This window comes from Phocaeicola coprocola DSM 17136 (assembly GCF_000154845.1).
In the GTDB taxonomy this organism is placed as follows: Bacteria; Bacteroidota; Bacteroidia; order Bacteroidales; family Bacteroidaceae; genus Phocaeicola; species Phocaeicola coprocola.
Window position 1 is genome coordinate 88,462 of record NZ_DS981441.1, and the last position, 14,012, is coordinate 102,473.

A 14,012-nucleotide genomic window follows, 5' to 3' on the forward strand; every position below is an offset into this window, starting at 1 on the left:
TTATGACTAAAATAATTGATTCTAAAATTCCTGAAGGCCCGATAGCTGAGAAATGGACCAACTATAAAGCTCATCAGAAACTGGTGAACCCGGCAAACAAACGTCGTCTGGACATCATCGTGGTAGGTACAGGTTTGGCTGGAGCTTCTGCTGCTGCCTCTTTAGGTGAAATGGGATTCCGCGTATTCAACTTCTGTATTCAAGACTCTCCTCGTCGTGCACACTCTATCGCTGCACAGGGTGGTATTAATGCTGCAAAAAATTATCAGAACGATGGTGACTCTGTTTATCGTTTGTTCTATGATACTGTAAAAGGTGGTGACTATCGTGCTCGTGAAGCAAATGTTTACCGTCTGGCTGAGGTTTCAAACAACATTATCGACCAGTGTGTTGCTCAGGGTGTTCCTTTCGCTCGTGAATACGGAGGTACATTGGCTAACCGTTCTTTCGGTGGTGCGCAGGTATCTCGTACTTTCTATGCTAAAGGTCAGACTGGTCAGCAGTTGTTGCTGGGTGCATACTCTGCATTGAGCCGTCAGGTAGGTGCTGGAACCGTAAAACTGTATACTCGTTATGAAATGGAAGACGTGGTATTGGTTGACGGTCGTGCTCGCGGTATCATTGCCAAGAACTTGGTAACTGGTAAGTTGGAACGCTTCGCTGCTCACGCAGTAGTAATTGCCACCGGTGGTTACGGTAACGCTTACTTCTTGTCAACCAATGCAATGGCTTGTAACTGTACTGCTGCAATGGCTTGCTACCGCAAGGGTGCTTGGTTTGCTAACCCGGCTTACGTACAGATTCACCCGACTTGTATCCCTGTACACGGCGACAAGCAGTCTAAGCTGACTTTGATGTCTGAGTCATTGCGTAACGATGGTCGTATCTGGGTTCCGAAGAAACTGGAAGATGCAAAAGCATTGCAGGCTGGAACGAAGAAGGGAAGCGATATTCCTGAAGAAGACCGTGACTACTATCTGGAACGCCGTTATCCGGCATTCGGTAACTTGGTTCCGCGTGACGTTGCTTCACGTGCAGCTAAAGAACGTTGTGACCACGGCTTTGGTGTAAATAACACAGGCTTGGCTGTATTCCTCGACTTCTCTGAAAGTATCGAACGTCTGGGTCTTGACGTAGTTCGTCAGCGCTATGGTAACTTGTTCGATATGTACGAAGAAATCACCGACGTAAATCCAGGTGAATTGGCTAAAGAAATCAATGGCGTAAAATATTATAATCCGATGATGATTTATCCGGCTATCCACTATACAATGGGTGGTATCTGGGTTGACTATGAACTTCAGACTTCTATCAAAGGTCTGTTCGCTATCGGTGAATGTAACTTCTCTGACCACGGAGCTAACCGTCTGGGTGCTTCTGCATTGATGCAGGGATTGGCTGACGGATACTTCGTATTGCCTTATACTATCCAGAACTATCTGGCTGACCAGATCACTGTTCCTCGCTTCTCTACTGATCTGCCTGAGTTTGCTGAAGCAGAAAAGGCTGTTCAGGATAAGATCGATCACCTGATGAATATCAAGGGTAAGAAGTCTGTAGATTCTATTCACAAGGAATTGGGTCGCGTGATGTGGGAATACGTTGGTATGGGACGTACTGCAGAAGGTTTGAAGACTGGTTTGGCTCGTTTGAAAGAAATCCGTAAAGAATTCGAAACAGAATTGTTTATCCCAGGTTCAAAAGAAGGTATGAACGTTGAATTGGATAAGGCTATTCGTTTGAATGACTTTATTACAATGGGTGAACTGATTGCTTACGATGCATTGAACCGTAACGAATCTTGTGGTGGTCACTTCCGTGAAGAATACCAGACAGAAGAAGGAGAAGCTAAACGTGATGATGAAAACTTCTTCTATGTAGCTTGCTGGGAATATCAGGGTAGCGATGATAAGGCTCCGGTATTGTATAAAGAACCGCTGGTATACGAAGCAATTAAAGTTCAGACTCGTAACTATAAGAGCTAATCAGTGAAGTTAAACAATTAAAGAATCTAAGTAAAATGGATAAAAATATATCATTTACGCTGAAAGTTTGGCGTCAGAACGGACCTAAAGAAAAAGGTCATTTCGATACATTCCAGATGAAAGATATCCCGGGAGATACTTCATTCTTGGAAATGCTGGATATTTTGAACGAACAGTTGATTGAAGAAGGCAAAGAACCTATTGTATTCGATCATGACTGTCGTGAAGGTATCTGCGGTATGTGTTCTTTGTATATCAACGGACATCCTCACGGACCTGCTACTGGTGCTACTACTTGCCAGATTTACATGCGCCGTTTCAAAGATGGCGATGTAATCACTGTTGAGCCTTGGCGTTCTGCTGGTTTCCCGGTTATCAAGGATTTGATGGTAGACCGTACAGCTTACGATAAGATTATGCAGGCTGGTGGTTTTATCAGTGTACGTACAGGAGCTCCTCAAGATGCAAATGCTATTCTGATTCCGAAGCCAGTTGCTGACGAAGCTATGGATGCTGCTTCTTGTATCGGTTGTGGTGCTTGTGTAGCTGCTTGTAAGAATGGTTCTGCAATGTTGTTCGTTTCAGCTAAGGTTAGCCAGTTGAACTTATTGCCTCAGGGTAAGCCGGAAGCTTTGCGTCGTGCAAAAGCCATGTTGTCTAAGATGGATGAACTTGGTTTTGGTAACTGTACAAATACACGTGCATGTGAAGCTGAGTGTCCGAAATGCGTTTCAATCAGCAATATTGCTCGTTTGAACCGTGACTTTATCAAGGCTAAGTTGAAAGATTAATTCCTTGCTGTAAAGCTTTTATTTGATAGAGAAATCCCTGCTGAAGTAGAATTCGGCAGGGATTTCTTTTTTGTATGCTCGGCATGAGTATTAGCTAACGGGTGCAAGTCCCCAATGAGCCCTAATAGCGGGAATCATACAGCCAAAAGCAAGGGTGTCCATCGCGAGTTGGAATCTGAAAGAAGCTGGCGGCAAACATCTGGTCTGACGAACAGAAACTTCATATAAGGCATATGACCGTGGGTAAGGTTGCGAAACAAACTAAAGCCCTATAGCTATTCGGGACGGTTAGTGTAAATGGAGCAGACATAAGATTGAAAGTTAATACCCTTATCCGAGGATGTCTCACGGACATATGGTGAGGATGAATGATTCGAAGTACCATGATGGAGTAAAGCTTGCCGTGAGAAGTCAGCAGAGGTCGTAGTACCCAAGGCATGTATGCCTATAGGGAAGGACCAAACTTTATTTAAACGGCATAACTGAAAACTACCGTTTGTTGGAACGAATGCATAAAACCAAAACAGAAGTATTGGGCTACCTTTAAAGAGATAGGACGGAATGCGAAGGGTATAAAGGAGCGCAGACCTACAAATGGATGGTTGAAGAAGATGTCGTGGAAGTGTCTTTCGAAGAATACGAAAGGCATCCATAGTAAAGAACCGCCGTATGCCGAACGGCACGTACGGTGGTGTGAGAGGTCGGAAAACGAAAGTAGGAAGAAAACTACTTCGTTTTCCTCCTACTCGATTTGATAAAATCAAAGTGTTATTTTGTGTGCGCAAACGTCTTTAAATGTAAAATAGTTTTAAACATTTTGTAATATTGTTGTTTGCTCTTGCGTGATATCTTACGAATTATTACATTTGCAATGTGATTTTTTTCATAGTATTAGATTTAAGGTTAACAAGGTTGGGAGAAAGCGTTCTCCCATTTTTTTTGCCCTTTTCTTATTTTGTTCACGGGCTATGCTTTATTAATCTTATATCAGTTTATATACCCCTCCGGCAAGTGTACGGATTATTCCTTTCATTTCCAGCTCAAATAAAATGCCCGTCATTCGGTTGATGGCGATATTGCTTTCTACAACAAGTGTGTTTATTTGGATTCCGTCTGGGTGCTTTTGGAGTAAGGATACTATTTTTTCTTCATTTTCATCGAGTTCGGGGAATAACTGCCGTTGTATAACCGCAGGAGCTTGTGCTTCACTATCCCAGTTCATAGCCTTTATCAATTCCTCGGCACTCTGAAGCAATACAGCACGATTCGAACGTATCAGTTCGTTGCATCCAGCCGAATACATATCATTAATGCGTCCTGGAAAAGCGAAACAGTCGCGGTGATAACTTTCTGCTATTTCTGCCGTGATAAGCGATCCCCCTTTATTTGCCGATTCGATAACAATGGTTGCGTCACTGATACCTGCTACGATACGGTTTCGTTTGACGAAGTTCTGCTTGTCGGGATTTGTACCACTCATAAATTCGGTAAGCAGTCCTCCGCATTGTGTCATTTCGGCTGCTGTACGCCGATGTACAGACGGATAAATTCTGTCCAAACCATGAGCCAGAACACCTATTGTTTCCATTTTATGTTGCAAGGCCGCACGATGAGCATGTATGTCAATCCCATAGGCCAGCCCACTGACAATTATTACATCCGGTAACAATTCTTTCAGTTCACCGATAAATCGCATGCATATATCTTTTCCATAATCAGTCGCATTACGGGTTCCCACCATGCTGATGATATGACGCTGGTTCAAATCACTTGTTCCCCGGTAAAACAGGACAAGTGGAGCATCATCACATTCCCGGAGCCGGGAGGGATAAGCTTCATCATCACAAGTAAGACAGGCTATATGATTTTTTTCTGCGAACGAAAGCTCTGCTTCACAACGGCGCAAAACCTCCGGTGCATCGAATACAGAAGCGATCTTCGGTGAAATGTCGGGAATGATATCTCCCAGATCCTTGGGATGGTCAAAAAGCATAGCAGCTTTTCCTTCCGTAGCATCCAGCAGCTTATGAGCTCCTACAATACCGATTCCCGGAAGCTGAGTTAATGCCAGACGGCAAAGTAATTCATGGTTTTTCATTCTGAAAGATAGGGAGCAAAAGTCGTATCGAAAAGTTCACTGTTGCCCAGTCGTCCGTTTATTACACATACGGTTTCTACCGTCGATTTAATGACAATTTTCATGTCGGGCAATCGGAATATGTCTTGATAGAATACATATTTTATTCCTTCTTTCTTCATATACAGTTTCGAAACGAACTCGTCGCCACTTTTCAGAGGAGTTTTGAACGCCATAGTTAGACGTGCTACAACCGGATCTATTCCTTCTTCGTGCAGTCGGGCAAAACTGATGCCTGTAGAAGTAAGAAACTCATGTCGTGTGTGCTCTATGTAATGTTGGTAATTGGCATTGTTTACGATGCCTTGCAGGTCACATTCATAATCGCGCACCTTCATTTTCAATTCATAAATGTATTTATCCATGGGGATGATTTTTTAATGTATTCTACAAAGGTAACGAATTATCCGTATATTTGCGGATGTATGGAACAGAATATACCGGCAATTTATGCAGCTCCGTTGCAAGGGTTTACGGAGGCTGCCTGGCGTAATGCACACGAACAGACGTTTGGAGGTGTAGATGCTTACTATACCCCTTTTATTCGTTTGGAAAAAGGTGAAATCCGTAACAAAGATAAGCGGGAAGTACTGCCTCGGCAAAATACAGTAAGTCATCTGATACCTCAACTGGTAGCTTCAGAACCTGAAGAACTGAATCAGCTAGCCGGCTTTCTGGCTTCAAAAGGTTATCGGGAGATAGACGTTAACATGGGATGTCCTTTCCCGCTTATAGCCAACCGTGGAAAGGGATCGGGCATATTGCCTTATCCCGAAAAAGTTGCTGCGCTGCTGGATGCGATGCGTCAGTTGCCGGAAATCCGTTTCTCTGTCAAGATGAGACTTGGGTGGCTACATGCCGATGAATGGAAACAGGTATTACCTTTACTGAACGGCTCAGGGGTGTCTCAGATAACTCTTCATCCACGTATCGGAAAACAGCAGTACAAGGGAGAAGTGAACCGTGTTGCTTTTAAGGAGTTTTATGACTCCTGTGAACTGCCATTGGTGTATAATGGAGATTTGTGTACACTAGAAACTGTTCAAGAGTTGCTGGAGGAATATCCACGATTGAAAGGTGTGATGCTAGGCAGAGGGCTGCTTGCTGATCCTTCGCTTGCCCTATCTGTTCGCAAAGGTCAATCTCCCGATAAAACAACATTATACCGTCAGGTATCTGCAATGCACGGGTTGATGTATGAACATTATTGCCGGATTATTGAAGGAGGCGAGGCTCAGTTGCTTGCCAAACTGAAAACCATGTGGGAGTATTTACTTCCCGATATAGACAAGAAGAGCCGTAAGCTTATCTTAAAAAGTAATCGTCTGGACACTTATCTCAGAGCGGTAGAAGAAGCCTTGCGCTAATCAATAAGAATTTATCAGCAAGAAGTGACAAAAACATCGTCTTCTTTTTTTATTTTTTGTACGAAAGACGGGGACTTTCGTACAAAAAAAAGAGTAAATATGCTGATGTTTTTTGAATATGTGCAGATGTATTTTCTGCATCGTTTTAATCAATTTGACTTCTTACCTTTTATGCTTTCATAGTTCTGGATTTTTCTTGGTAAATTAACTTCTTTTTGCGAATGCAACATAGTGACTTAGGCATTTTTGTACGTCATTATGTAAAACATGATTCATAATATCAAAACTAGAAGTAAGTGATATGAATTTTGATAATTTGTTCAGATACCATTACAGACCTTTATGCTTGTACGCCATACACTATATTCACGATGTAGATGCAGCTGAAGATATCGTGCAGGAGTGTTTTTCGGTTTTGTGGGAAAAAATGGAACAGGAAGGTGGGGAGATCGTTAATATTAGGTCGTACCTCTATACGATGGTCAGAAACCGTAGCCTTGACTGGCTGAAACAAAGTAGTATGTTCGATACTAGTCTTTCTCCATCCGATCTGGAAGACAGGTTACCCGAGGAAGATGTAGAAGAACGTACGATCATGGAAGCACGTATCTGGACTGCCATTGATTCATTGCCCGACCGTTGCAGGGAAGTGTTTCTGTTGAACAAACGGGATGGCATGAAGTATAAAGACATAGCCGACAAGTTTCATATCTCCGTTCATACGGTTGATAATCATATACAGAAAGCACTTCGACTGATACGTGAGGGAGCATATAAAGTATATACTTTCTTTTTCGGCTAAAATTAGCTTGCTGGCAATAGTGAATTTCAACCTTTGTACAGTCTTGTCTATGAAACTTAAAATCGAAGAAGTATGAAAGATTTAGAAGAAAAATGTCTCCGGTTTGTACTGAAGCATTACCGTGTAAATAAACTTGATACGCAGAAGGCATTGCAGATTTTTAAGCACAAACATGCTATATCCGAAAGCAAGTCAGGTTCTGGTTCGTATGTGATGGCTTTTGCGGGGATAGCGGCTGCCGTACTTTTGGTGTTTGTCATAAAGATATACCTGTTTACTGATGCGAAATGGACGGAGATTACGGCATACGAGCATCCGGTCGATTGCCTGTTGCCGGATAGTTCTGCCGTAATGCTCTATCCTCATTCTTCCATCCGCTATTGTTCTCGTGAATATTTGTCTGTCCGTCGGGATGTCCGTCTACGGGGAAAGGGTTTGTTTAGGGTTCGTCATCATGCTGCCCGGCCGTTTACGGTAAGTGGCAGATTGTCGGAAGTGAGGGTGTTAGGGACTCGTTTCTTGCTGGATGAAAGCCGGAATGATATGGCATTTGTACACGTTGAGGTGGGAAAAGTACAGTATACGGCTGTAGGACAACCGGATGCGGTAATTCTGACACGTGGAATGAGGGCGCAGGTTGTCAAAGGACAACAGAAACCTCAAGTACTTACGCAGAGAGCACAGACACGTAAAGGTAGCTTTGTGTTCAGCAATACGCCTTTGAAAAAGGTACTCGATGAACTTTCCAGGTATTACAATGTCCGTCTGACAGCTGACAATACGGATAAACGGCTGACTGCCAATTTTAATTCCCGAAGCTTGGATGAAATAATCGAGATAATAGAAAAGGTGCTGAAAGTAAAAATTGAAAAGAAGAAGTGATGAGAACATTTTTCTGTGCTGTTCTGCTGTGTCTGCATGTGGCGGCGAATGCTTCGTCCGAATCCACAGAGATGAAAAGAGTGATAGATACCATGCAGGAGGTATATCATGTAAGTTTTGTATACGATTCTGCTTTGGCTGATGTGACACCTGCGGGCAGACCGTTGCCCGACAAGACACTGGCGGAGAATCTGAATATTGTTTTTGGCGGGACTGGTATCAAGTGGGAAATCAAGGATGAATATGTGCTGCTGTTCAGGCAGAACAAGTATACCTTTTCGGGTTATGTCTGTCAGGATAATGGTGAATCACTGATTAATGTGACGGTGTATGACAAGACTACGCGTACCGGAACACTGACTGATGAGCATGGCTTTTTCAGTATTACTTTACCCGAGGGGAAGCATGTGCTTCGTGTGTCTTATATTGGCTATGAGGAAGTGGTAAAGGAACTCGATTTGCAGTCTGATTATTTTGGAACTATTTATCTGAAGGAAAGCACAACGGCACTGGCAGGTGTGGAGGTTACAGCAAATCTGAATGATCCGCTTTTTACCACTCAGACCGGAAAGGTTTCTTTTACTCCCGAATTGCTGAATACGGAATTCTCTCTGTTGAGTTCTCCGGATCTTGTCAAGTCCATTCAGAACTTGCCGGGTGTTTCTTCCGGTACGGAATTGCTTTCCGGGCTGTATGTACATGGCGGTCGGAATGATGAGAATATGTGTTTGCTGGATGGTACTCCGTTGTATCAGGTCAATCATTTGGGTGGACTGTTTTCGGCATTCAATACGGACGTGGTGAAGAATGTAGACTTCTATAAGAGTGGTTTCCCGGCTCGTTATGGAGGAAGAACGGCATCGGTCATCGATGTTCGTACCAGGGAGGGGGACATGAAAGAATATCATGGCACTTTTTCCATCGGACTGCTGGATGGCAGGTTCCAGTTTGAAGGACCTGTCATCAAAGATAAGACTTCGTTTAGTTTTGGTATGCGAAGGAGCTGGATGGATCTGCTGACCACACCTGCCTTGTGGATAGCGAATCGAAATTTTTCAGATAAAAATATTAAGACCCGTTACGTTTTCCACGATATCAATGCTAAAATTACGCATCGGTTTTCCGATCGGAACAAGTTGTCGCTCAGCGTATATTCTGCCCGTGATCTGTTCAAGTCGAGAGTGCTGCAACAGTTTCCGGAAGGATATATGTTCCAGAAGTACGAGGAACGGGATGAGAATACATTCCATATCCGTTGGGGCAACTTGTCGGTCGGATTGAACTGGAACGGTCAGCTTACTCCTAAACTGTCGGGCAATGTATCACTGGTGTATGCCCGTAATCTGGCAAAGTATAGTTTCCTGTCGGACGAAAGCTATTATGAACAAGACAAGAGGGTGTCGATGGAACGGATGCAAAGAAGCAATTATTCGACGATTGATGATGTGGGTTACCGGATGGAGTTCAGTTATCGTCCGGCTGCGAGTCATCATATTCGTCTGGGTAGCAACTATTTGTTTCATTTGTATCATCCGCAGCGTATCGCTTCGCAGGATATAAGAGAAACGGCAGGGATTGCCGATACCTTGTCGTCGGCGGGTGAAGGTCGTTATCGGGGGAGTGAAATCTCTTTTTATGTGGAAGATGATATGCAGCTGACCGAAAAGTTGCGGGTAAATGCGGGTCTGCACTATGTCTTGTATCGGGTTACGGGAGCGACTTATCATTCCTTGGAACCGAGATTATCTGTCGGTTACCGGCTTTTCGATTGGGCTACCTTGAAGGCTTCTTATACCGAAATGAGTCAGTTTGCCCATCAGCTTTCGAACTCTTATTTGAATCTTCCTACTGACTGCTGGGTTCCTTCTACCAGTCGCATACGTCCGATGCGTTCACGTCAGGTGGCGGGAGGTATTTATATGAAGCTTCCATGGAACTTGAGCATGGACATAGAAGGCTATTTCCGTATTACCGACCGTATGCTGGAATATGATACCGGTGGTAACCTGACACTTCCTGCCGATAACTGGGAGAAATGGGTGAGGGTAGGCAAAGGAAAATCGTATGGATTGGAAGCCTCACTGGCGTACCGTCACGCGAAGAATGTCTTTCAGGCCAGTTATACGCTGTCGTGGAGCAAGCAGAAATTCGAAGATTTTTACCCCGACTGGTATGCCAGCAAGTTTGACAACCGTCATAAGCTGAACCTGATGTTCCGTCATAAGTTTAATAACCGTATCGATGCGTACGCAGCATGGACTTTCCGTAGTGGCGATCGGGCTACTGTGCCTATGCAGTATGTAGAAAATCCTTCTTTGCCTGGAACCGTCCAGCCGTCTGATGCGGCAGGAAGCTGGGTCTACGAAAAGCCGAACAATATTACCCTGCCAGCCTATCATCGGCTGGATGTAGGCATCAATTTCCGGCGGACAACCAAACGAGGTTTCGAACGTATCTGGAATATCAGTATTTACAATGCCTATTGCCGGATGAATGCTTTCTATACTCAAGTAGAACGGCAGGCCGATGGTAGTTTCAGAGGCAAGGCGATAGGACTGTTTCCTGTAATTCCTTCTTTCAGTTATACTTTAAAATTCTAATAAGGATGATGGTAAAATATATTTCTTTCATGATCATACTTGGGGTATCCTTACTGTTTACATCTTGCGTATATCATTTCGATCTGGATGAGGCGGAAGGAATCCCTAAGTTAGTTGTATACAGTTATCCCGGGAGTGGAGATACAACCGTGGTACGTTTTTCACGCAGTCTTCCAGTCACAGGCAAGGGGGAAATTGTTTCTGGTTTGACAGGGACGGATGTCCGGCTGGAAGTAAACGGTACACCTGTCGGTCTGTTGTGGACGGACAAAGCTTTACCGGGTGTTCCCGCCAAAAGTTATTATACGGTGCAGAGATACGAGGAAGGCGATCGTATCCGGCTGACAGCTTCTGCTGAAGACTTGGAAACAGTTTCGTCTGTTACGACAATTCCAGCTCCGTTTCCGTTGAATTCTGTTCATATGGAGCGAAAGCCATCCGATCCTGGTACGCTTCAGTTTCAGATAAACTTTACCGATAAGGCAAGTACAGTAAACTATTATGCCGTAACGGTGAAAGAAAGAGCAAAGTATTGGAGGGATGGAGATTCACGGGTGTATTATGACGAAGAATATACGGCGTATATGGATTGGAATGATGAACCGCTCCTGAAGGTCTCAGCCGGTTTGGATGAAATTCTTATAGGTGACTATACGTATTATGAGCAGTTGTATATTTGGAGCGATGAGAAGATTCAAGGGAAGAACTACACACTTCGGCTGAACAAAACTTATATATCCGATTATGAAACCTCTATTCAGGGTGAAGTTTATACAAACAGGAAACAATATAAGGTTTGTCTGTATAGTTTGTCGGAAGAGTTCTATCATTATCTGAAATCGATGAATGAACAAGTAAACAATAAATTGGGAGAATCGGAATTGGCTCCTGTACGCCCTACCTATACCAATGTAGAGAATGGTTTTGGACTAGTAGGGGGCTGTCGGATGATGCAGACAGAATGGATGGATGGTGTGAAAGAATGAGTTGGAAGTAATTGATTAAACACAAAAATTGATTGTATGATAAAGCGTTTGACTGTTCTTATATTGTTATTTAGTGGCTGGCTAGTTACTTACGGACAGACAGGCCGTTCCTCAGGTCTGACAATTTATGGAGGAAAAGATATGGTAGGTTATGATATGGTTCCTCCATCAGCCGGGGTACCTCCTTTTGATGCTGGGAAGACTTATTTTGATTCCAGATTCTCTTTAGGTTTCGGTTATCGTTGGCGGTTGAAGCCGATTGATTCCCGATGGTTTTTCGATTTTGCGATAACAGCCGGATATCATCGTTATAAGTATGGATTAAGCTATCTCTCTCCGGACGAGCACATAACTTATGCGGGAAATGCAGGAGTTTGTAATTTGTTGTCGGTTTCTCTCTCCGGAAGTGTGGGATATTATTTGTATAAAGGATTGAATTTGTCTGTAGGGGTAGAATCTGCTTATTATTTTTATGATAAAGATTTTGTAAATGTACCTGTGTTTGTACGTTTGGGTTATGACTTTGGTTGTATGGAAATTGCCATACAATATAAGCGGGGAATGACTCGGAAATTTGATTTATTCCCTTTTGCGAACAACCGTTTGTCTGGCTGGGAATTGATGGTATACATACCTTTGTCTAAAAGAAATACAAATTAATTGAAGGTACAGAAAACGTGCCTTCAACAATAAATTCATAAAAATATTGGTACATACCTAGTGAAATATTGGGCTATGTACCAATATTTTTTGTATCTTCATAGATATAAAAATAAATTTTTGCTTCCTCCAGCTCTTTGTCAAAGTTCCGTAAACTACGTTTGAAAGGCAAGGACCTGTTCGATTTTCTCATTAGTAAGACTGTTTTCATCGTAATCGAAAAAGGAATCATAACGTGTTGATAAATCCTTATAAAATATTTGGATGACCTTTTTGTTTTTTTTACATTTGTAAATGTAACAATACTTCGGTAAATTTTTACCGAAAGATTAAAAGTTAAACAACAGAACCGGCAAAAGCTGGTTCGGAAACACTAAAGAGGTCATTGAAATGTTGTCAAAAACGAATGGTTAAGCATGAAGAAATGTGCTGAAAAAAGAGAGCTAACCTGCTGATAATAAAGGAGGAAAGTATTGCATAATTCGTTATTTCTTAGTAAATTAGAAGTCTCTGAACTCTTCTGATTATGACTAAAGAAACACTCCTTATGCAATACCAATCCGAGTGCCTGTCGGCTCTCAAATCAGTAGCGAATATACACAAACCTTTTGAAAAAGCATTCATGGACACCATGAAATTATTCATGGCCATCCCGGATCGTATAAATTTCCTTCAATTGGGCAGAGATGGCTGTTTCTCAGAACAGACTTATCGTAACCTTTTTGAGCATGAAACTTTCGACTGGTTTGCGTTCAACGGATCTGTCATCAGCAAGCATTTCACAGGCAAAAGAAAAGCCATTGCCATCGACCCTTCCATATTCCCAAATCAGGCAAGAAGACACCTTGGATAGGTTACTTCTGGTCCGGTTGTGCAGGAGAGTACAAGCGTGGACTGGAAATCATGGGCATCGGTGTCATTGACATCGACAACCATGAATGCATGACTTTAGGTTCCATTCAGACGCCGGATTGTAAGACCTTGGATAATATGGACAAGAACCTTGTTGACTGGTACAGCTGCTATCTTATCAGCAGAAAAGACAAGCTGCAAAGCATATCCAAAACGGTGGTTGCAGACGCATTCTTTTCCAAGGAAACTTTCGTAACGCCTATGTGTGAGAACAGTTTCCATGTTATCAGCCGCTTTAGGAATGATGTTGTCCTGTACTATCCGACATTGGAAAAGAAAACAGGAAAACGTGGTCATCCCAAGTGGTTTGACGGCAGGATTGACTTTGCCAATCTGGATTTGACCCGGTGCAAGGAATACGAGGTGAACAAAGGAAAGCTATACGGATTGAGGGTTTATGCTAAAGCTTTCAAAAGGTATGTTTCCTTAGCCGTCTGGTATCCGATGGACGGAAGAACAGACAAGTGGCAACTTTATTTCTCTACAGACGATTCCTTGGATGGACGCGAGTGCTGGATTATTACAGAACCAGGTTCCAGTTGGAATTTGCTTAGAGATGGCAAGCAGCATGCAGGAATCACCAGCTGCCAGTCTACCGACTTCAGGAAATTGGATTTTCACTTCAATGCATCGCTTGCTGCTGTCAACTTGGCCAAAGCGGCAAGTAAGAGGCTCGGAATAACCTCTTCCATATCCTCCTGCAAGTCTTTCATACACAATGATTATACGCTTGAATGATTTATTTGCGTGTTTGGGATTAGCCCAGACCCGCACGTTATTGACAAACTTTTCAAAGAACTCATCTTATTTTTGCCAGAGCCGCTTAGGCTTGGCGAATTTTTATCGAACTCAGATCATAATATTAGTGGAATTAGTTTTATTCATTATTA

Annotated in this window: 11 protein-coding genes and 1 pseudogene; 9 read left to right on the top strand and 3 right to left on the bottom strand. The window is 43.0% G+C overall.

Features of this window, described 5'->3' with window-relative positions:
• Nucleotides 1–2: 2 nt before the first annotated feature.
• Nucleotides 3–1,985 (top strand): fumarate reductase/succinate dehydrogenase flavoprotein subunit, encoded by a 1,983-nt coding sequence (locus BACCOP_RS02410; protein WP_007565814.1) that lies wholly within the window; start codon nucleotides 3–5, stop codon nucleotides 1,983–1,985.
• A 35-nt stretch (nucleotides 1,986–2,020) separates the two neighbouring features.
• The gene (locus BACCOP_RS02415) at nucleotides 2,021–2,776 is read left to right on the top strand and encodes a succinate dehydrogenase/fumarate reductase iron-sulfur subunit (RefSeq protein WP_007565816.1); all 756 of its coding nucleotides are present in this window, start codon (nucleotides 2,021–2,023) and stop codon (nucleotides 2,774–2,776) included.
• Between the two features lie 275 nt (nucleotides 2,777–3,051).
• On the opposite strand, the gene BACCOP_RS21355 is transcribed toward BACCOP_RS02415, so the two are convergent.
• The 3 genes from BACCOP_RS21355 to BACCOP_RS02425 all read right to left on the bottom strand — a co-directional run bounded on the left by BACCOP_RS21355 (nucleotide 3,052) and on the right by BACCOP_RS02425 (nucleotide 5,278).
• Nucleotides 3,052–3,540 (bottom strand): hypothetical protein, encoded by a 489-nt coding sequence (locus tag BACCOP_RS21355; protein WP_007565818.1) that lies wholly within the window; start codon nucleotides 3,538–3,540, stop codon nucleotides 3,052–3,054.
• Between the two features lie 218 nt (nucleotides 3,541–3,758).
• A complete protein-coding gene (gene dprA, locus BACCOP_RS02420) occupies nucleotides 3,759–4,874 on the bottom strand; it encodes a DNA-processing protein DprA (protein ID WP_007565820.1) in 1,116 nt (371 codons plus the stop codon).
• On the bottom strand, nucleotides 4,871–5,278 hold the full coding sequence (locus BACCOP_RS02425) for an acyl-CoA thioesterase (protein ID WP_007565823.1): 408 nt from the start codon (nucleotides 5,276–5,278) through the stop codon (nucleotides 4,871–4,873). Before BACCOP_RS02425 ends, dprA begins: the two co-directional genes overlap by 4 nt.
• 60 nt (nucleotides 5,279–5,338) lie before the next feature.
• Here BACCOP_RS02425 and BACCOP_RS02430 point away from each other — a divergent pair, with 60 nt between their 5' ends.
• The 7 genes and pseudogenes from BACCOP_RS02430 to BACCOP_RS21360 form a co-directional block, all read left to right on the top strand.
• On the top strand, nucleotides 5,339–6,280 hold the full coding sequence (locus BACCOP_RS02430) for a tRNA-dihydrouridine synthase family protein (protein WP_007565825.1): 942 nt from the start codon (nucleotides 5,339–5,341) through the stop codon (nucleotides 6,278–6,280).
• Nucleotides 6,281–6,581: 301 nt separating this feature from the next.
• Entirely contained in the window at nucleotides 6,582–7,082 is a 501-nt protein-coding gene (locus tag BACCOP_RS02435) for an RNA polymerase sigma-70 factor (RefSeq protein ID WP_007565828.1), read from the top strand.
• Nucleotides 7,083–7,154: 72 nt separating this feature from the next.
• The gene (locus BACCOP_RS02440) at nucleotides 7,155–7,964 is read left to right on the top strand and encodes a FecR family protein (RefSeq protein ID WP_007565829.1); all 810 of its coding nucleotides are present in this window, start codon (nucleotides 7,155–7,157) and stop codon (nucleotides 7,962–7,964) included.
• Nucleotides 7,964–10,564 (top strand): TonB-dependent receptor, encoded by a 2,601-nt coding sequence (locus BACCOP_RS02445; protein ID WP_007565830.1) that lies wholly within the window; start codon nucleotides 7,964–7,966, stop codon nucleotides 10,562–10,564. Before BACCOP_RS02440 ends, BACCOP_RS02445 begins: the two co-directional genes overlap by 1 nt.
• 5 nt (nucleotides 10,565–10,569) lie before the next feature.
• The gene (locus tag BACCOP_RS02450; RefSeq protein ID WP_007565831.1) at nucleotides 10,570–11,550 is read left to right on the top strand and encodes a DUF4249 domain-containing protein; all 981 of its coding nucleotides are present in this window, start codon (nucleotides 10,570–10,572) and stop codon (nucleotides 11,548–11,550) included.
• Nucleotides 11,551–11,586: 36 nt separating this feature from the next.
• A complete protein-coding gene (locus BACCOP_RS02455; protein ID WP_007565832.1) occupies nucleotides 11,587–12,210 on the top strand; it encodes a hypothetical protein in 624 nt (207 codons plus the stop codon).
• Between the two features lie 526 nt (nucleotides 12,211–12,736).
• Nucleotides 12,737–13,932: pseudogene (locus BACCOP_RS21360) on the top strand (transposase); the annotation flags it as partial.
• Nucleotides 13,933–14,012 lie beyond the last annotated feature (80 nt).